Origin of the sequence: Pantoea sp. M_9 (assembly GCF_008631385.1) — a bacterium.
GTDB classification, from domain to species: Bacteria; Pseudomonadota; Gammaproteobacteria; order Enterobacterales; family Enterobacteriaceae; genus Pantoea; species Pantoea eucrina.
In genome coordinates this window covers 144,661-161,972 of record NZ_VWUF01000004.1, presented here as the reverse complement: position 1 = coordinate 161,972, position 17,312 = coordinate 144,661, and the positions used below count along the sequence as shown (strand labels likewise).

The window sequence follows — 17,312 nt, the reverse complement described above, 5'->3', positions numbered from 1 at the left end:
ATCACCTGGCGGACATTAAACTAAGAGAGAGCTCTATGAATCCTGAGCGTTCTGAACGCATTGAAATCCCCGTGTTGCCGCTGCGCGACGTGGTGGTTTATCCGCACATGGTAATTCCGTTGTTTGTTGGTCGGGAAAAATCGATTCGTTGCCTGGAAGCAGCAATGGATCATGACAAGAAGATCATGCTGGTTGCCCAGAAAGAGGCTTCAACGGATGAACCTGGAATTAACGATCTCTTTGCCGTAGGGACAGTGGCGTCCGTACTGCAGATGCTGAAGCTGCCTGATGGCACAGTTAAGGTGCTGGTGGAGGGCCTGCAGCGTGCCCGCATTACCACGCTATCTGACAATGGCGATCACTTTGTCGCTCAGGCTGAATATCTGACTTCGCCAGAAATTGAAGAGCGCGAGCAGGAAGTGCTGGTGCGCACCGCGATTAATCAGTTTGAAGGCTATATCAAGCTGAACAAAAAGATCCCGCCTGAAGTGCTGACGTCGCTGAACAGCATTGATGATGCGGCGCGCCTGGCCGATACCGTGGCGGCGCATATGCCTCTGAAGCTGGCGGATAAACAGTCCGTGCTGGAGATGTCCGACGTTAACGAGCGTCTGGAATATCTGATGGCGATGATGGAATCGGAAATTGACCTGCTGCAGGTTGAAAAACGTATTCGCAATCGCGTCAAAAAGCAGATGGAAAAAAGCCAGCGCGAATATTATCTGAACGAACAGATGAAGGCGATTCAGAAAGAGCTGGGCGAGATGGATGACGCACCAGACGAGTATGAAGCGCTGAAGCGTAAAATCGACGCGGCTAAAATGCCGGCTGAAGCGCGTGAAAAAGCGGAAGCTGAGCTGCAGAAACTGAAGATGATGTCGCCGATGTCGGCAGAAGCGACGGTGGTGCGCGGCTATATCGACTGGATGGTGCAGGTTCCATGGAACGCGCGCAGTAAGGTGAAGAAAGATCTGCGCAAAGCGCAGGAGACGCTTGATACCGATCACTTTGGTCTTGAGCGTGTCAAAGATCGCATCCTTGAGTATCTTGCGGTGCAGAGTCGCGTCAGCAAAATCAAAGGCCCAATCCTCTGTCTGGTTGGCCCGCCGGGTGTGGGTAAAACCTCTCTGGGACAGTCAATTGCGAAAGCGACCGGACGTAAATATGTGCGTATGGCGCTGGGTGGCGTGCGTGATGAAGCAGAAATCCGCGGACATCGTCGCACCTATATCGGTTCAATGCCGGGCAAACTGATCCAGAAAATGGCGAAAGTGGGCGTGAAAAACCCGCTGTTCCTGCTGGATGAGATTGATAAAATGTCGTCTGATATGCGCGGCGATCCCGCTTCGGCACTGCTGGAAGTGCTGGATCCGGAACAGAACATCGCGTTTAACGATCACTACCTGGAAGTCGACTACGATCTGTCTGACGTAATGTTTGTCGCGACCTCCAACTCCATGAATATTCCGGCACCGCTGCTGGATCGTATGGAAGTGATCCGCCTGTCGGGCTATACCGAAGATGAAAAACTCAATATTGCAAAGCAGCATCTGCTGCCAAAACAGATTGAGCGCAATGCGCTGAAAGAGAAAGAGATCAGCGTTGACGATAGCGCAATCATCGGCATCATCCGCTATTACACGCGTGAAGCAGGCGTACGTAGCCTGGAACGTGAACTCTCTAAGTTATGCCGTAAAGCGGTTAAAGCGCTGCTGATGGATAAAACTCAGAAGAGCATCACAATTAATGGCGACAACCTGAAAGATTTCCTCGGCGTACAGCGTTTTGATTACGGTCGCGCTGACAGCGAAAATCGCGTAGGACAGGTGACCGGCCTGGCGTGGACCGAAGTGGGCGGCGATCTGCTGACCATCGAAACCGCATGTGTACCGGGTAAAGGTAAGCTGACCTATACCGGTTCTCTCGGCGAGGTCATGCAGGAGTCGATTCAGGCTGCATTAACCGTGGTTCGCGCCCGGGCAGAGAAACTGGGTATTAACGGCGATTTCTATGAGAAGCGTGATATCCACGTGCATGTGCCGGAAGGGGCTACACCGAAGGATGGTCCGAGTGCCGGTATTGCGATGTGTACGGCGCTGGTCTCCTGTCTGACCGGTAACCCGGTCCGTTCCGATGTGGCGATGACCGGCGAGATCACGCTGCGTGGTCAGGTACTGCCTATCGGCGGTCTGAAAGAGAAACTGCTGGCAGCACACCGTGGCGGGATTAAAACTGTACTGATCCCGGATGAAAACAAACGCGATCTGGAAGAGATCCCGGCAAACGTGATTGCCGATCTCAGCATTCATCCGGTTAAACGCATTGAAGAGGTGCTGAATCTGGCCCTGGAAAATGCGCCATCCGGTGTGCAGGTTGTGACGGTAAAATAGCGCTAAGCAGCAAACGCGGCTAAAAAGCGAAGCTGGCAGGTCAAATCAGGCTTGCCAGCTTTTTTTTGCCTGTTAAGTTAGAGGGCTGCTGGATCTGCGATTAAGATGAATACCGTTGTTTCAGCACCACAGGCTTGTTATAACTGGCAGCGCGTTTGCTCCGGCATCAAGAGACCGGGCAAAGTGAATAATAAAAGAGGGGATGAAGAGAGTGAATAAGTCACAGTTGATCGACAAAATCGCTGCAGAAGCGGATATTTCAAAAGCAGCAGCCGGACGTGTACTGGAAGCATTTACCGAATCTGTTTCTGGCGCGCTGAAAGAGGGCGATGAAGTAGCCCTGGTGGGTTTCGGTACTTTCTCTGTGCGCGAGCGCGCTGAGCGTGCCGGCCGTAATCCACAAACCGGTAAAGAGATCACTATCCCGGCTGGCAAAGTACCGGGATTCCGCGCGGGTAAAGCGCTGAAAGACGCCGTTAATTAAGCCAGTCAGGATTAACCAGTGAAGCATTTTCTTCTCTGGATTGAGGACGAAAAAGCCGTTCTCATGTAACATACGGGCACATCATTACTGATGTGCCTTTTTTATTTGATGCGTAGCTTAAGCCAGTGGCTTCAGTCTCCGCATGGTTGCCAGCTGCCAGCCTGAACTGCAGCTGCACGATGATGGCATCGTGTCTGAGCTTTACATTCACACTACAGCGGAGTGTTGTCATACCATGATGGACAATTTACGCGCGGCGTCGAATCATGTCGTGCTCAAGGTTATTCTGGGATTGATTATCCTGTCCTTTGTGCTTACCGGGGTGGGCAACTACCTGATAGGTGGCAATGGCGATTACGCTGCGAAAGTTAACGGCCACGAAATCAGCCGGGCTGAGCTGGAGCAGGCGTTTAACAGCGAGCGCAACCGTCAGCAGCAGATGCTGGGCGATCAGTTCTCGCAGCTGGCGAGCAATGATGGATATATCCAGCAGATGCGCCAGCAGGCGCTGTCACAGCTGGTGGATCAGGCGCTGCTGGATCAGTACATCAGCGAGCTGCATCTCGGCATCAGTGATGAGCAGGTAAAGCAGGCCATTTTCAACCAGAAAGCGTTTCAGACCAACGGCAAATTTGATAATGCCAAATATAACGGTCTGATCACCAGCATGGGCTTCTCAGCCGATCAATATGCAGAAGCGCTGCGCAAGCAGTTGCTTAATCAGCAGCTGATCAACGCCATCGCTAACACTGATTTTATGCTGAAAGATGAGACCACAAAGCTGACAGATTTAGTCTCACAGCAGCGGGAAATTCGTCAGGCGGTGATTAACGTGGATGCGCTGGCAGCGAAGCAGACGGTTAATGACGACGAGATCGCGCAGTATTATCAGCAGCATCAGAACAGCTTTATGGCCCCGGAGCAGTTCCGCGTCAGCTACATCAAAATGGATGCAGCAGCGATGCAGCAGCCGGTCAGCGAAGCGGACATTCAGAGCTGGTATGATCAACACAAAGCGGACTATTCACAGCCGCAGCGCAGCCGTTACAGCATCATTCAGACCAAAACCGAGGCGGAAGCCCGGTCAGTACTGGATGCGCTGAAGCAGGGCGGCGATTTTGCCAGCCTGGCGAAAAGCAAATCTGCCGATCCTATCTCCGCGCGTAAAGGCGGTGATATGGGCTGGCTGGAGCCTGCAACCACGCCGGATGAGCTGAAAAATGCCGGCCTGACGCAGAAGGGCCAGCTTTCAGACGTCATCAAATCCTCCGTAGGTTTCCTGGTGGTACGTCTGGACGATATCCAGCCGGAGCAGGTGAAGCCGCTGGCGCAGGTGCACGACGTTATCGCGGATAAAGTTAAGCAGGAGAAAGCGCTCGACGCGTTCTACAAGCTGCAGCAGAAAGTCAGCGAGGCCGCCAGCAACGACAATGAGTCGCTGGCGGGTGCAGCCCAGGCATCGGGTCTTAAGGTCAGTGAAACAGGCTGGTTTACCCGCGATGATATGCCTGCCGACCTCGACTTTGACGCGGTTAAACAGGCGGTCTTCAGCGGTAGCTTAATCGGGCAGAACGGCGCTCCGGGTAGCAACTCCGATATTATCAGCGTGGATGGCGATCGCGCATTTGTACTGCGCATCAGCGCACACAAACCGGAAGCGGTAAAACCGCTTGACCAGGTGAAAGCACAGGTTACCGATCGCGTCAAACACGATAAGGCGACGCAGCAGGCTAAAGCGCAGGCAGATAAACTGCTGGCCGAGCTGAAAGCGGGCAAGAGTGAGGCGCTTAGCGCGGCAGGACTGACGCTGAGCAGCAGCAAAGTGGTTGATCGTAACGCACAGGATCCGGTCGCCCGGACCGCATTTTCACTGCCGCAGCCGGCAGAGAATAAATCGTCCTGGGGCGTAAGCGAAGATATGCAGGGCAACGTTGTGCTGGTCGCACTGGATAAAGTCTCTGCCGGCAGCCTGCCGCAGAACCAGGTCGATGAGATGATCAAAGGCGTGACGCAGAATAATGCGCAGATCGCGTTTGAAGCGCTGCTGGAGAATCTGCGCAAAGAGGCGAAGATCAAATACGGGGCAGCGGCACAAACCCAGTAAGCCTCACAAAATCAGGTAATATTCTGCAACAATCAAAGGCCGCTTCTGCGGCCTTTTCCATCTCTGCGCTTCGCCTTTTGCTGGACATCCCCTGCTGTGACACGCTGCTGATGCTGTCAAACACAAGGAGAAAAACAGCATGAACAAATCTACTTTTCACGCATTTTGTCTGACACTGGCGCTGGGCGGCGCACTCTGCAGCAGCAGCCTTGCGCTTGCGGCGGCAGAGCCTGCGGAAGCGCAGTCGAAGCCGCTATCGCTGACGGCCGGGCCGGTCAGCATCAACGACGCTACTGCGGAGCAGCTGGCGAGCGCCATGAATGGCATCGGGCTGAAAAAAGCGCAGGCGATTGTCAGCTATCGCGAAGAGTACGGGCGCTTTACCGCGCTGGATCAGCTCAAAGAGGTGCCGGGTATTGGCAGCGCGCTGGTAGAACGCAACAGCGATCGGCTCAAACTGTGAAGCACTTCGCGACGCTGAAGAATCCGTGAAGACCGGCAACAGGCTGTGCTATGCTCAACAGGTCCAACCAGTTAGTGATTTCAGCCTGTTCAGGAGCGTTGATGCAAACCACAATAAAAGTGCGCGGTTATCATCTGGATGTTTATCAGCACGTTAACAACGCGCGCTATCTCGAATTTCTGGAGGAGGCGCGCTGGCAATGGCTGGAAGAAGCGGACGCCTTTAACTGGCTGATGGCGCAAAAACTGGCGTTCGTGGTGGTAAACATCAATATCAACTATCGCCGGCCTGCGGTTCTGGGCGATTGTCTGGTCATTGAGAGCGATGTGTCACAGCTCAGCAGCCGCAGCGGGATCATCGCACAGCGTGTGCTGCTTGCAGACGATCGCACTGTGGTGGCTGACGCTCTGCTGACGTTTGTCTGTATCGACTTACGGACGCAAAAAGCGGTGCCGCTGGAGGGAGAACTGCGCGAACGTCTGGCCGCTCTCATGACCGGACGGTAAACCGTGGCGTCACCGCTGACGCCACGCCAGCGGCATGCTGACTTAGCGCAGGCCGCTTTTTTGCTTCATTGCCGTCATTATCGCGGCGGCATTGTCCTGATACTCCGCCAGCCCGCGGGCACGTAAATGACAGGCGGCGCAGGTTCCGCAGCCATCCCCTTTGATGCCGTTATAGCAGGTCAGCGTTTCCGTCCGCACCAGCGGCAGCTGCTGCCAGTAATCCGCGAGCGCCCAGGTCTCTGCTTTATTCAGCCACATCAGCGGCGTCTCAAAGCGAATTTCGCGAGCCATGCCAAGGCTGACCGCGTGATTTAACGCTTTAACAAACTCATCGCGGCAGTCGGGATAGCCGGAGAAGTCGGTCTCGCAGACGCCGGTGATAACGGCTTCAGCTTCTACCTGATACGCGTAGACAGAGGCGAGCGTCAGAAACAGAATATTACGGCCCGGAACAAAGGTGCTGGGTAATCCGCTGGCATCAGCCTCATAGGCCGGTACCGGGATGTTATCGCGCGTCAGGCTGCTTATCGCCAGTTCGTTAAGCAGGGTAACATCCAGTACTTTATGCGCGCGCGCGCCCAGTTTGTGCGCCAGCTCCGCCGCCACTTCGATCTCTTCACGGTGGCGCTGGCCATAATCGAAGGTGACGCAGTGAACTTCATCATAGTGCTGCAGAGCCTGAATCAGGCAGGTGGTGGAGTCTTGTCCACCACTGAAAACGACAACGGCGCGTTTCATTAACTTATCTCTCCTGGTGTGGTGCCTTATGGTACTGCGTCAGCGCCAGAGTGAACAGGGCAGGTGGCGGGATCCATGCCCGGGTAAAGCCAGACCAGCCCGGTGAAGTCAGCCGCACACCTTCAACGCCCGCGGGCGCCCATACCTGATAACGCCAGTGGAACAGTGGCAGCAGATAACTTTTGCTCACTGGCGTATGGAAAAGTTGCTGAGCGGCGGACGATCCTACGCTCACGGGCGATCTGCTGAAAGCTGCCGCGCAGCCGCTAAAACTGGCTGACACGATGAAGTTCACGCATAGTTAAACCGGGAACCGTTTTCAAAAAGTATTCACTTTTTGTTCCGCAATGACCAGGCGATAGTAAAAGGCATCCCCCGACAGGAGAACAGGCATGGCTCGTCTTGCAGCATTTGATATGGACGGCACGCTGCTGCTGCCCACGCATCAGTTAGGTAAAGAGACGCTGGAAACCCTGCACGCGCTGCAGCAGCGCAATGTGATTCTGGCCTTTGCCACCGGCCGCCATCTGCTGGATATGCAGGTGATCCGTACACAGATCACGCTGCCTGCGTGGCTGATAACCGGTAACGGCACGCGGATTCACGACCCGCAGGGCAACCAGCTGTATGGCTGCGATCTGCCGGCGGACGTCGCAGAGCAGGTCATGCGAACCCGCTGGGAAACGCCAGCCTCCATTCATCTGTTTACCGACGAGGGCTGGTTCACTGATAAGCCGCTGCCTGGCGCGCTGGAGGCGCACTCGCTCAGCGGGTTTAGCTATCAGCTGTGCGATTTGCAGCGGATGTCAGGAAATAACATCACCAAAATCTGTTTTATCGCACCCCACGAGATGCTGCTGGCGCTGCAGGAAGAGCTGCAGCAGGCGCTGGGCGCGCGTGCCACTATCTGTTTTTCCGCCTGGGACTGTCTTGAGGTTCTGCCGACAGGTTGCCATAAAGGCGCGGCGCTGGCGCGACTGTGCGAACATCTCGATCTGCCGCTGGCGGAGTGTATGGCCTTTGGCGATGCGATGAACGATCGCGAGATGCTGGAGCAGGTAGGTAAAGGCTTTGTTATGGGCAACGCGATGCATCAGCTTAAAGCCGCGCTGCCGCATTTGCCGGTTATCGGCCATTGCGAGACACAGGCGGTGTCTCACTATTTAAATCACTGGCTGACCACGCCCCACCTTGATTACTCCCCCCGGGGCTGAGTCTTGCCGTGAGCCGGACCGGATGTCCGGTTTTTTTATTGCAGCGCCTGCAGCCAGGGCTGAATATCGCCAATCTGCGCCGCAACCCACGCCGGGTTGTAATAAGTGTCAGGATAGCGTTCGCCGCTGTCACAGAGTAGCGTAACCAGCGCGCCCCGTTCACCGCTGGCACGCATGCGTTTCGCCACCTGTATCATGCCCCAGAAGTTGGTGCCGGTTGAAGCGCCGGGGCGCCGCCCGAGGATCTGCTCCAGCCGCAGCATAGCCGCCAGCGTGGCGCCATCGGGGACTTTGATCATCTCATCAATCACGTCGGGCATAAAAGAGGGTTCGACGCGCGGGCGGCCGATTCCTTCAATCAGGCTGCCGCGTGCATTGCGCAAACTGCTGTCCCGGCTGTGCCAGTAGTCAAAAAATACCGAATGCTGCGGGTCAGTAACCAGCAGGCGGGTGGAGTAGCCCTGATAGCGGATATAGCGGCCCAGCGTGGCGGAAGTGCCGCCGGTGCCGGCGCTCATGATCAGCGTATGCGGCACCGGAAACGGCTCATGTGCCATCTGCCGGAAAATGCTTTCCGCAATATTATTATTGCCTCGCCAGTCCGTCGCGCGCTCGGCATAGGTAAACTGATCCATAAAGTGGCCATTGAGTTCACGCGCCAGGCGCTCAGACTCCGCGTAGAGCTGGCACGGGTCAGCCACAAAATGGCACTCTCCGCCGTAAAAACGGATCATCTCAATTTTGCGCTTTGCGGTGCTGACCGGCATAACCGCAATAAACGGCAGGCCGAGCAGCCGGGCAAAGTAGGCTTCCGACACGGCGGTACTGCCAGATGACGCTTCGATAATTGGGGTCTTTTCACCGATCCAGCCATTAGCCAGCCCATACAGAAACAGCGAACGTGCGAGGCGATGTTTCAGGCTGCCGCTGGGGTGCGTGCTCTCATCCTTGAGATAAAAAAAGATGCCCGGAAAATCGTCCAGCGTAAAGCGGATCAGGTGTGTGTCAGCCGAGCGCTGGATATCAGCGTTGATCTCATTAATGGCGTGGCGGATCCAGGGGGTTTGCATGGCGATTCTCTCCGGTTTTCATTGTCGCCAGTGTACGGCACGGGCAGGAAAAAGAGGTTGCTAAAACCAGGGTATAATCGATTGTTCAGAGAAAAATATTCTCCGGTGAGGCGTGATGATAGATAAAATTGACCGCAAGCTGCTCGCCCTTCTGCAGAAGGATTGCACGCTATCGCTGCAGGCGCTGGCAGAGGCGGTCAATCTGACCACCACGCCCTGCTGGAAGCGCCTGAAAAAGCTTGAAGATGATGGCATCATCCGGGCGCGCGTAGCGCTACTGGATGGTGAAAAACTCGGTCTGTCCCTGACCGCGTTTATGCTGATCAAAACGCAGCAGCACAGCAGCGAATGGTTCAGGCAGTTTGTCGCCGTGGTTGAACCAATGCCGGAAGTTATGGCGTTCTACCGTATGGCCGGTGAGTATGACTATCTGCTGCGAATACAGGTTGCGGATATGAAGAGCTACGACGCGTTTTATAAGCGGCTGGTTAATGGCGTGCCGGGTCTGATAGATGTCACCTCCAGCTTTGCGATGGAAGAGATTAAATATTCAACCGCGCTGCCCGTTGTGCCCTGAAGCGTAAATAAAGAGAGAGATTGTGCGATTATTCAGCCAGCTTAGTTGGTATTTCCTGCGTGAGTGGCGCCGCTATGCCGGTGCTGTCTGCCTGCTTATTATCATCGCCTTGCTGCAGCTGATCCCGCCGCATCTGGTCGGCGTAATTGTCGATGGCGTCACGCAGCAGCGGCTCTCTGCCGGACAGATTATGATGTGGATCGGCGTTATGTTGCTGACCGCCATTATCGTTTATCTGCTGCGCTATGTCTGGCGCGTGCTGCTGTTTGGCGCCTCGTATCAGCTGGCGGTAGAACTGCGCGAGGACTTTTATCGTCAGCTGAGCCGACAGCATCCTGCGTTCTATCTGCGCCATCGCACCGGCGATCTCATCGCACGCGCAACGAATGATGTCGACCGCGTTGTGTTTGCGGCGGGCGAGGGAGTGCTGACGCTGGTGGACTCCCTGGTCATGGGGCTGGTGGTCCTGGCGGTCATGAGTACGCAGATAAGCTGGCAGCTGACGCTGCTGGCGCTGATCCCGATGCCCTTTATGGCGCTGGCGATCCAGCGGGATGGTTCCCGGCTGCATCAGCGTTTTAAAGTTGCGCAGGCGGCGTTCTCCAGTCTTAACGATCAGACGCAGGAGAGCCTGACCAGCATCCGTATGATCAAAGCATTTGGACTGGAAGATCACCAGTCGCAGCAGTTTGCTGACATCGCCAGCGATACCGGACGTAAAAATCTGCATGTTGCGCGGGTAGATGCGCGATTTGATCCCATTATTTACGTCGCCGTTGGCTTCTCCAACCTGCTGGCGATCGCAGGCGGCGGCTGGATGGTATGGCACGGTATCCTGACGCTGGGCCAGCTTACCAGCTTTGTGATGTATCTGGGGCTGATGATCTGGCCGATGCTGGCGCTGGCGTGGATGATCAACATCGTGGAGCGCGGCAGTGCGGCCTGGAGCCGTATTCGCGCGCTGCTGGCTGAAGCGCCGGCAGTGGCTGACGGCACCCTGACGTTACCGCCTGAGCCGGCTGTGCTGCAGCTCGCCATCGACGCCTTTCACTACCCGGGGACAGAAAATGCCGTACTGCAGGATATCCATGCGAAGCTGCAGCCAGGGCAGATGCTGGGATTATGTGGCCCGACCGGCTGTGGTAAAAGCACGCTGCTCAGTCTCATCCAGCGCCACTTCGATATCGATCGGGGAGAGATCCGCTACGGCGAGCTGCCGCTGGCGCAGCTGCAGCTGGACAGCTGGCGCAGCCGCCTGGCGGTAGTGAGTCAGACGCCGTTTCTGTTTTCTGACAGCGTGGCAAACAATCTGGCGCTGGGACGTCCCGACGCCACGCAGCAGCAGATTGAGCAGGCGGCAAGAATGGCCTGCGTGCATGAGGATATTCTGCGCCTGCCGCAGGGCTATAAGACAGAGGTTGGAGAGCGTGGGGTCATGCTTTCGGGCGGGCAGAAGCAGCGCATCGCGATTGCCCGCGCGCTGCTGCTGGAGGCGGAGATCCTGATTCTGGACGATGCGCTCTCCGCGGTAGATGGACGTACCGAACATGACATCCTGCATAACCTGCGCATCTGGGGGCAGAACCGTACGCTGATTATCAGCGCGCACCGTCTCTCGGCGTTAACGGAAGCGAGTGAAATTCTGGTGCTGCAGCAGGGGCGCGTTGCGCAGCGTGGCGAGCATGACCAGCTGGCGGCGCAGCCGGGCTGGTATCGCGATATGTACCGCTATCAGCAGCTGGAAGCGGCGCTGGATGATGAGAGTGAAAACAAAGATGAAACCGCAACAGGAGCGCAGCATGGCTAAGTCGCAGCGGCTGTGGCCGACGCTGAAACGGCTGCTGGCATACGGAAAACCCTGGCGCCGCTCGCTGTGGCTAGCAACCGGTATGCTCTGGCTGGCGGCGGCGGCCGAGGTGACCGGCCCGGTGCTGGTCAGCTATTTTATCGATCGCCTGATCGCCAGACATCAGATGCCGTGGGGCATCGTGGCGGGATTACTGGTGAGTTTTATCCTGCTGCAGCTCATGGCGGCGGCGCTGCACTATTTTCAGGCGCTGCTGTTTAACCGTGCGGCAATCGGAGTGGTGCAGCAGCTGCGCGTTGATGTCATGAACGCGGCGCTGCGCCAGCCGCTGAGCGCGTTCGACACCCAGCCGGTAGGGCAGATTATTTCGCGCGTCACTAATGACACCGAGGTTATTAAAGATCTCTATGTCACCGTAGTCGCCACCGTGCTGCGCAGCGCCGCGCTGATTGGCGCGATGCTGGTCGCCATGTTTTCGCTCGACTGGCGTATGGCGCTGGTGGCGCTGGTTATTTTCCCGCTGGTGCTGACCGTGATGCTGATTTATCAGCGCTACAGTACCCCGATTGCCCGCCGGGTTCGCAGCTATCTGGCGGATATCAACAACGGCTTTAACGAAGTGATCAACGGCATGAGCGTGATCCAGCAGTTCAGGCAGCAGGCGCGTTTCGGGGCCCGCATGAGCGAAGCGAGTCGCGCCCACTATATGGCGCGCATGCAGACGCTGCGGCTGGACGGATTTCTGCTGCGCCCGCTGCTTAGCCTCTTTTCTGCACTGATTTTGTGCGGCCTGTTACTGCTATTCAGTTTTGCTTCACCCGGCGCATTTGAAGTCGGCGTGCTTTATGCCTTTATCACCTACCTGGGCCGGCTGAATGAGCCGCTGATCGAACTGACGACGCAGCAGTCGATGCTGCAGCAGGCGGTGGTATCGGGTGAACGCATCTTTGAACTGGTTGATGCGCATCAGCAGGGGTATGGCAGCGAAAGTGCTCCGCTGCGTTCCGGCGAAATCGCGCTGCACGACGTCAGTTTCGCCTATCGCGACGATCGCGACGTGCTGAGCAATATCTCCTTTACCGTGCCGTCACGGGGCTTCGTTGCGCTGGTCGGGCATACCGGCAGCGGCAAGAGCACGCTGGCAAACCTGCTGATGGGTTACTATCCGGTAAAGCACGGGTCGATTGTGCTGGACGGGCGTCCGGTCTCTTCGCTCTCGCACGATGCGCTGCGCACCGGCATTGCCATGGTGCAGCAGGATCCAGTGGTGCTGGCCGATACGCTGCTGGCTAACGTACAGCTGGGACGGGCGATCCCTGAAGAGCGGGTGTGGCAGGCGCTGGATAGCGTGCAGCTCGCTACGCTGGCCCGTGCGCTGCCGGAGGGTATTCATACGCGGCTGGGAGAGCAGGGCAATACGCTGTCGGTCGGGCAGAAACAGCTGCTGGCGCTGGCTCGTGTGCTGGTCGCGCCGCCGCAGATCCTGATCCTCGATGAAGCTACCGCAAACATCGATTCCGGCACCGAGCAGGCGATTCAGCAGGCGCTGCGCACCCTGCGCCAGCACAGCACGCTGGTGGTCATTGCGCACCGGCTCTCGACGATTATGGAGGCGGAACAGATCCTGGTGTTACATCGCGGCCATATTGCCGAGCGTGGTACGCATGCAGAGCTACTGGCGCAGCAGGGGCGCTACTGGCAGATGTATCAGCTGCAGCAGGCTGGCGAGCAGCTGGCGGCCGGCGCATCCGCCTGAGGTGCACCTTTTTTGTTCATGCTGACCCGTTCCTTTCTCACTTCTGCACCTCTTTGACGCCCTGAGCACCAAAGAGGTGCAGACCTCCGCACCGTTCTTTCTCTCCGGCGATGCCGCCCCGCGCTGAGCCTGTACCGCCGCCGCGTTAAAACGCGTTTTGCACTTCTGGCACACCCTTTGCTTCAGCCACTGCGTATACATCGCGCAGTTGTGTTTAATCCGGAGGGGACGTATGAAGCTGGTTACCGTGGTAATCAAACCATTCAAGCTGGAGGATGTCCGTGAGGCACTATCCTCCATTGGCATTCAGGGGCTGACGGTATCTGAAGTTAAAGGGTTTGGCCGTCAGAAAGGACATGCCGAACTCTATCGCGGGGCCGAGTACAGCGTTAACTTCCTGCCAAAAGTAAAAATTGATATCGCGATTGCAGATGACCAGCTGGATGAAGTGGTTGATGTCATCAGTAAAGCGGCTTACACCGGCAAAATCGGCGACGGCAAAATCTTCGTTGCTGAGCTGCAGCGGGTGATCCGTATCCGTACCGGTGAAACTGACGAAGCGGCGCTCTGATCCGGGTTCTGACTTGAGATGGGATGAANAAAAAAATGATGATGAAACTGGGCCTTGCCAGCCTGGCGCTGTTACCCACTCTGACGCTGGCTGCTGCCCCTGCGGTCGCAGATAAAGCGGACAACGCCTTTATGATGATTTGTACCGCACTGGTACTTTTTATGACAATTCCCGGCATCGCGCTGTTTTATGGCGGCCTGATCCGCGGTAAAAATGTCTTGTCCATGCTCACACAGGTTGCCGTAACCTTTGCCCTGGTCTGCGTATTGTGGGTTGTATATGGCTACTCGCTGGCCTTCAGCGAAGGCAACGCCTTTTTCGGCAACTTCCAGTGGGTGATGCTGAAAAACATTGAGCTGAAAGCCGTCATGGGCAGCTTCTATCAATATATTCACGTCGCGTTCCAGGCGTCGTTTGCCTGTATTACCGTCGGATTGATCGTAGGCGCGTTGGCTGAACGTATTCGCTTCTCAGCGGTGCTGATTTTCGTCGGCGTCTGGCTGACACTCTCCTATCTGCCGATTGCGCATATGGTGTGGGGCGGCGGTTATCTGGCGCAGGATGGCGCGCTGGACTTTGCCGGCGGTACCGTGGTGCATATCAACGCCGCTGTCGCGGGGCTGGTAGGCGCGTATCTGGTCGGAAAGCGTGCCGGTTTTGGCAAAGAGGCGTTTAAACCGCATAACCTGCCGATGGTGTTTCTCGGCACGGCCATTCTCTACGTCGGCTGGTTTGGCTTTAACGCCGGTTCAGCGTCATCGGCGAACGAAATTGCTGCGCTGGCGTTTGTAAACACCGTTGTCGCTACCGCAGGTGCAGTGCTCTCCTGGGTCTTTGGTGAGTGGGCGCTGCGCGGTAAGCCTTCGCTGCTGGGTGCCTGCTCCGGCTTTATCGCCGGCCTGGTCGCCATTACGCCAGCCTGTGGCTACGTGGGCGTTGGCGGCGCACTGATCATCGGTCTGGCGGGCGGACTCGCGGGCATCTGGGGCGTTACGACGCTGAAAAGATGGCTGCGCGTCGATGACCCCTGTGATGTGTTTGGCGTGCACGGCGTGTGCGGTATCCTCGGCTGCATCCTGACCGGCGTCTTCGCCTCCAGCTCGCTGGGTGGCGTTGGCTATGCGGAAGGCGTCACTATGGGGCATCAGGTCTGGATCCAGATATTCAGCTGTATCGTCACCGTGGTCTGGTCCGGTGTGGTGGCCTTTATCGGCTTCAAGCTGGCGGATGTGATTGTCGGCCTGCGCGTACCGGAAGAGCAGGAGCGTGAAGGCCTGGATGTAAACAGCCACGGCGAAAACGCGTATAACCAGTAAGCTAAAAACGAAGAGAAGGGGCGATCGGATCGCCCCTTTTTTTATGCGTCGCGCTGACGCATAACACCTTCCTGTACCGTGGTCGCTACCAGCGTACCCTCCTGCGTATAGAACTCGCCGCGTACAAAGCCGCGCGCACCAGAGGCAGACGTACTCACCACGCTGTAAAGCAGCCATTCTGAGAGATCAAACGGGCGGTGAAACCACATCGAGTGATCGATCGTGGCCACCTGCATATCCGCTTCCAGAAACCCTTTACCGTGCGGCTGCAGCGCCACCGGCAAAAAGTTAAGGTCGGAGGCGTAGCCCAGCACATATTGATGGATGCGGCGATCGGCAGGCATCTGGCCATTGGCGCGCACCCAGACCTGGCGAACTGGCTCAGCCACGTGGCCCTTAAGCGGGTTGTGGATCTGAACCGGACGGATATCCAGCGGCCGCTCAGCGAGAAACTTCTCTTTAAGCTTCAGCGGCAGATGCGCGGCGAGTTTTTGCGCCAGATCGCGTTCAGAAGGCAGCTCATCCGGCCCCGGCACCGGGGGCATACTGTTCTGATGCTCAAACCCGGTTTCAGGCGCCTGAAAGGAGGCGGTCATATAGAAAATAGGCTGGCCATTCTGGACAGCGCTGACGCGGCGCGCGCTGAAGCTTTTGCCGTCGCGCAGCGTTTCGACATCGTAAATAATCGCTTTATGGCTGTCGCCGGGACGCAGAAAATAGCTATGAAATGAATGAATAATGCGATCTTCCGGCACCGTCTGTTTAGCGGCATAGAGCGCCTGGCCCACCACCTGACCGCCAAACACCTGACGCAGACCGAGATCTTCACTCTGCCCGCGGAACAGGCCTTCTTCCAGTTTTTCCAGATTTAATAGCGTAAGCAGGTTAGTCAGCGCCTGGCTCATAATCATGTCCTCATCAGCAGATATGGCGCAAGTGTGAAAGATCCGACCAGTTTGCGCAACGGATTTGCGCTGATTTCTGATGACGGGTGAGGCTCCAGGCGCAATGCGGATTTCTGTGCCAGAATTAAGAGCAATCGGCGGTTGAAATGCCAGCTAAAAAATTAACCGCCGACAATCATAGTGTTCATAAGGAGACGACATCGATGAAACTCTGGCAGGTTATTAGCGGTATGACACTGGCGGCGGCGATTACAGGGTGTGCTGACCACAGCAAACCGGTTCCGACGCCTACGCTTGGCTCGGCGGTTGCCGGCCAGCAGTCGGCCATCAAGCAGCCTAACGTAAGCGGTTCTGTTTATATCCGTCAGCGCATCGCGCTGCCGCCGGATGCGGTACTGACCGTTACGCTGGCAGATGCGTCGCTGGCGGACGCGCCTTCTAAAGTGCTGGCACAGCGTGCCGTGCGTACCGAAGGCAAACAGTCACCGTTCCAGTTTATTCTGCCCTTTAATCCGGCAGACATTAAGCCAGACGCGCGCATTCTGCTGAGCGCAGCCATCACTATGGATGGCAAACTGGCGTTTGTTACGGACACGGTGAAGCCAGTGATCAATCAGGGTGGCACCAAAGCTGAATTGCTGCTGGTGCCGGTTGCCAATCGCGCAATGCCGACGCAGACAGGTGCCGCGACCACGGTTCCGTCGACGTCACCTACTCAGGTAACGCCATCGGCTTCCGTACCGGCGCCGACCAGCCTGTAATCTGCAGCATCAGCAGGCCCGTTGCGGGCCTGCTGATTAAATCTCCCAGCGATAGCGTGCCATATCAATCCCGCCTTCCTCACTGACAATGACCCCTTCAGCCTCCAGCGCATCACGCTGACGCAGCAGATCGTCACCCTGCAGGGAAATATGCCCGTAACGGTTAACAACGCGATGCCAGGGCAGCGTGCTTTCCGGCGGCAGGCGACGCAGTACACCGCCTACCTGACGCGCAGCGCGCGGTGAACCGGCGAGTAAAGCGATATCACCGTAGGTGGTTACCTGACCGCGCGGTATTGCGGCTACAATGTGCCAGACGCGTGCGGCAAAATTCAGAGAATCATTCATTATCGGGAGTAAGAAACAGAGGGAAACCTGAAGCAGGGTAGCTGACAGAGTACGCCTGTTCAAGAAAACAACGGTTGTCTGGCTCACCCTTGCAATTGCACAGGCGTTCGCTGATAATGCCCCCGCTCTTTGATAAGAGAGCACTCAATGGAGGCCCTGTTGGTTCTCCCGCAACGCTAACTTGTGAACTCGGTCAGGTCCGGAAGGAAGCAGCCGCAGCAGGCGACGCGTGTGCCGGGATGTAGCTGGCAGGGCCTCCACCCATTTCGGGCCAGCAACCAGCCGCGCCTCTTCAGAGTTTT

General features: G+C 56.7%; 17 protein-coding genes and 1 other RNA gene. 13 read left to right on the top strand and 5 right to left on the bottom strand.

Features of this window, described 5'->3' with window-relative positions:
- Nucleotides 1–35 precede the first annotated feature (35 nt).
- From lon to F3I15_RS09440, 5 genes are all read left to right on the top strand, one after another.
- On the top strand, nt 36–2,390 hold the full coding sequence (gene lon / locus F3I15_RS09460) for an endopeptidase La (protein WP_150017656.1): 2,355 nt from the start codon (nt 36–38) through the stop codon (nt 2,388–2,390).
- A 211-nt stretch (nt 2,391–2,601) separates the two neighbouring features.
- Nucleotides 2,602–2,874, top strand: a complete 273-nt coding sequence (gene hupB / locus F3I15_RS09455) for a nucleoid-associated protein HU-beta (RefSeq protein ID WP_039382989.1) — start codon at nt 2,602–2,604, stop codon at nt 2,872–2,874.
- A gap of 235 nt (nt 2,875–3,109) precedes the next feature.
- Nucleotides 3,110–4,978 carry a peptidylprolyl isomerase gene (ppiD, locus tag F3I15_RS09450; RefSeq protein ID WP_150017654.1) on the top strand — a complete coding sequence of 623 codons (1,869 nt, stop codon included), beginning with the start codon at nt 3,110–3,112 and terminating at the stop codon, nt 4,976–4,978.
- Nucleotides 4,979–5,117: 139 nt separating this feature from the next.
- Entirely contained in the window at nt 5,118–5,441 is a 324-nt protein-coding gene (locus F3I15_RS09445) for a helix-hairpin-helix domain-containing protein (protein ID WP_150017652.1), read from the top strand.
- A gap of 101 nt (nt 5,442–5,542) precedes the next feature.
- Nucleotides 5,543–5,947 carry a thioesterase family protein gene (locus F3I15_RS09440; RefSeq protein ID WP_150017650.1) on the top strand — a complete coding sequence of 135 codons (405 nt, stop codon included), beginning with the start codon at nt 5,543–5,545 and terminating at the stop codon, nt 5,945–5,947.
- A 42-nt stretch (nt 5,948–5,989) separates the two neighbouring features.
- On the opposite strand, the gene queC is transcribed toward F3I15_RS09440, so the two are convergent.
- Both queC and F3I15_RS09430 read right to left on the bottom strand, forming a co-directional pair.
- Nucleotides 5,990–6,685, bottom strand: coding sequence for a 7-cyano-7-deazaguanine synthase QueC (gene queC, locus F3I15_RS09435; RefSeq protein WP_039382992.1), 696 nt, complete (start codon nt 6,683–6,685; stop codon nt 5,990–5,992).
- Between the two features lie 4 nt (nt 6,686–6,689).
- Nucleotides 6,690–6,920 (bottom strand): hypothetical protein, encoded by a 231-nt coding sequence (locus F3I15_RS09430; protein ID WP_150017648.1) that lies wholly within the window; start codon nt 6,918–6,920, stop codon nt 6,690–6,692.
- A 157-nt stretch (nt 6,921–7,077) separates the two neighbouring features.
- Between F3I15_RS09430 and cof the strand changes: the two genes are divergently transcribed.
- Nucleotides 7,078–7,899 (top strand): HMP-PP phosphatase, encoded by an 822-nt coding sequence (cof, locus tag F3I15_RS09425; protein ID WP_150017646.1) that lies wholly within the window; start codon nt 7,078–7,080, stop codon nt 7,897–7,899.
- A gap of 35 nt (nt 7,900–7,934) precedes the next feature.
- On the opposite strand, the gene F3I15_RS09420 is transcribed toward cof, so the two are convergent.
- Nucleotides 7,935–8,969: a PLP-dependent cysteine synthase family protein gene (locus F3I15_RS09420; RefSeq protein WP_150017644.1), complete on the bottom strand. Its 1,035-nt coding sequence runs from the start codon at nt 8,967–8,969 to the stop codon at nt 7,935–7,937.
- Between the two features lie 115 nt (nt 8,970–9,084).
- Between F3I15_RS09420 and F3I15_RS09415 the strand changes: the two genes are divergently transcribed.
- The 5 genes from F3I15_RS09415 to amtB all read left to right on the top strand — a co-directional run bounded on the left by F3I15_RS09415 (nt 9,085) and on the right by amtB (nt 14,996).
- Nucleotides 9,085–9,546, top strand: a complete 462-nt coding sequence (locus tag F3I15_RS09415) for an Lrp/AsnC family transcriptional regulator (protein WP_108569664.1) — start codon at nt 9,085–9,087, stop codon at nt 9,544–9,546.
- A 22-nt stretch (nt 9,547–9,568) separates the two neighbouring features.
- Nucleotides 9,569–11,353 (top strand): SmdA family multidrug ABC transporter permease/ATP-binding protein, encoded by a 1,785-nt coding sequence (locus F3I15_RS09410; protein WP_150017642.1) that lies wholly within the window; start codon nt 9,569–9,571, stop codon nt 11,351–11,353.
- Nucleotides 11,346–13,109: a SmdB family multidrug efflux ABC transporter permease/ATP-binding protein gene (locus tag F3I15_RS09405; RefSeq protein WP_150017640.1), complete on the top strand. Its 1,764-nt coding sequence runs from the start codon at nt 11,346–11,348 to the stop codon at nt 13,107–13,109. Before F3I15_RS09410 ends, F3I15_RS09405 begins: the two co-directional genes overlap by 8 nt.
- A gap of 232 nt (nt 13,110–13,341) precedes the next feature.
- Nucleotides 13,342–13,680 carry a P-II family nitrogen regulator gene (gene glnK / locus F3I15_RS09400; protein WP_003850469.1) on the top strand — a complete coding sequence of 113 codons (339 nt, stop codon included), beginning with the start codon at nt 13,342–13,344 and terminating at the stop codon, nt 13,678–13,680.
- Between the two features lie 23 nt (nt 13,681–13,703).
- Complete coding sequence (gene amtB / locus F3I15_RS09395; protein ID WP_150017638.1) at nt 13,704–14,996, top strand: ammonium transporter AmtB; 1,293 nt, start codon at nt 13,704–13,706, stop codon at nt 14,994–14,996.
- A gap of 41 nt (nt 14,997–15,037) precedes the next feature.
- On the opposite strand, the gene tesB is transcribed toward amtB, so the two are convergent.
- The gene (gene tesB, locus F3I15_RS09390; RefSeq protein ID WP_039382999.1) at nt 15,038–15,901 is read right to left on the bottom strand and encodes an acyl-CoA thioesterase II; all 864 of its coding nucleotides are present in this window, start codon (nt 15,899–15,901) and stop codon (nt 15,038–15,040) included.
- Between the two features lie 203 nt (nt 15,902–16,104).
- Between tesB and F3I15_RS09385 the strand changes: the two genes are divergently transcribed.
- Complete coding sequence (locus F3I15_RS09385) at nt 16,105–16,662, top strand: YbaY family lipoprotein (protein ID WP_150017636.1); 558 nt, start codon at nt 16,105–16,107, stop codon at nt 16,660–16,662.
- 36 nt (nt 16,663–16,698) lie between these two features.
- On the opposite strand, the gene F3I15_RS09380 is transcribed toward F3I15_RS09385, so the two are convergent.
- Complete coding sequence (locus F3I15_RS09380; RefSeq protein WP_150017634.1) at nt 16,699–17,010, bottom strand: MGMT family protein; 312 nt, start codon at nt 17,008–17,010, stop codon at nt 16,699–16,701.
- A gap of 157 nt (nt 17,011–17,167) precedes the next feature.
- Here F3I15_RS09380 and ffs point away from each other — a divergent pair.
- Nucleotides 17,168–17,264: signal recognition particle sRNA small type (gene ffs / locus F3I15_RS09375), an RNA gene on the top strand.
- Nucleotides 17,265–17,312: the final 48 nt, after the last annotated feature.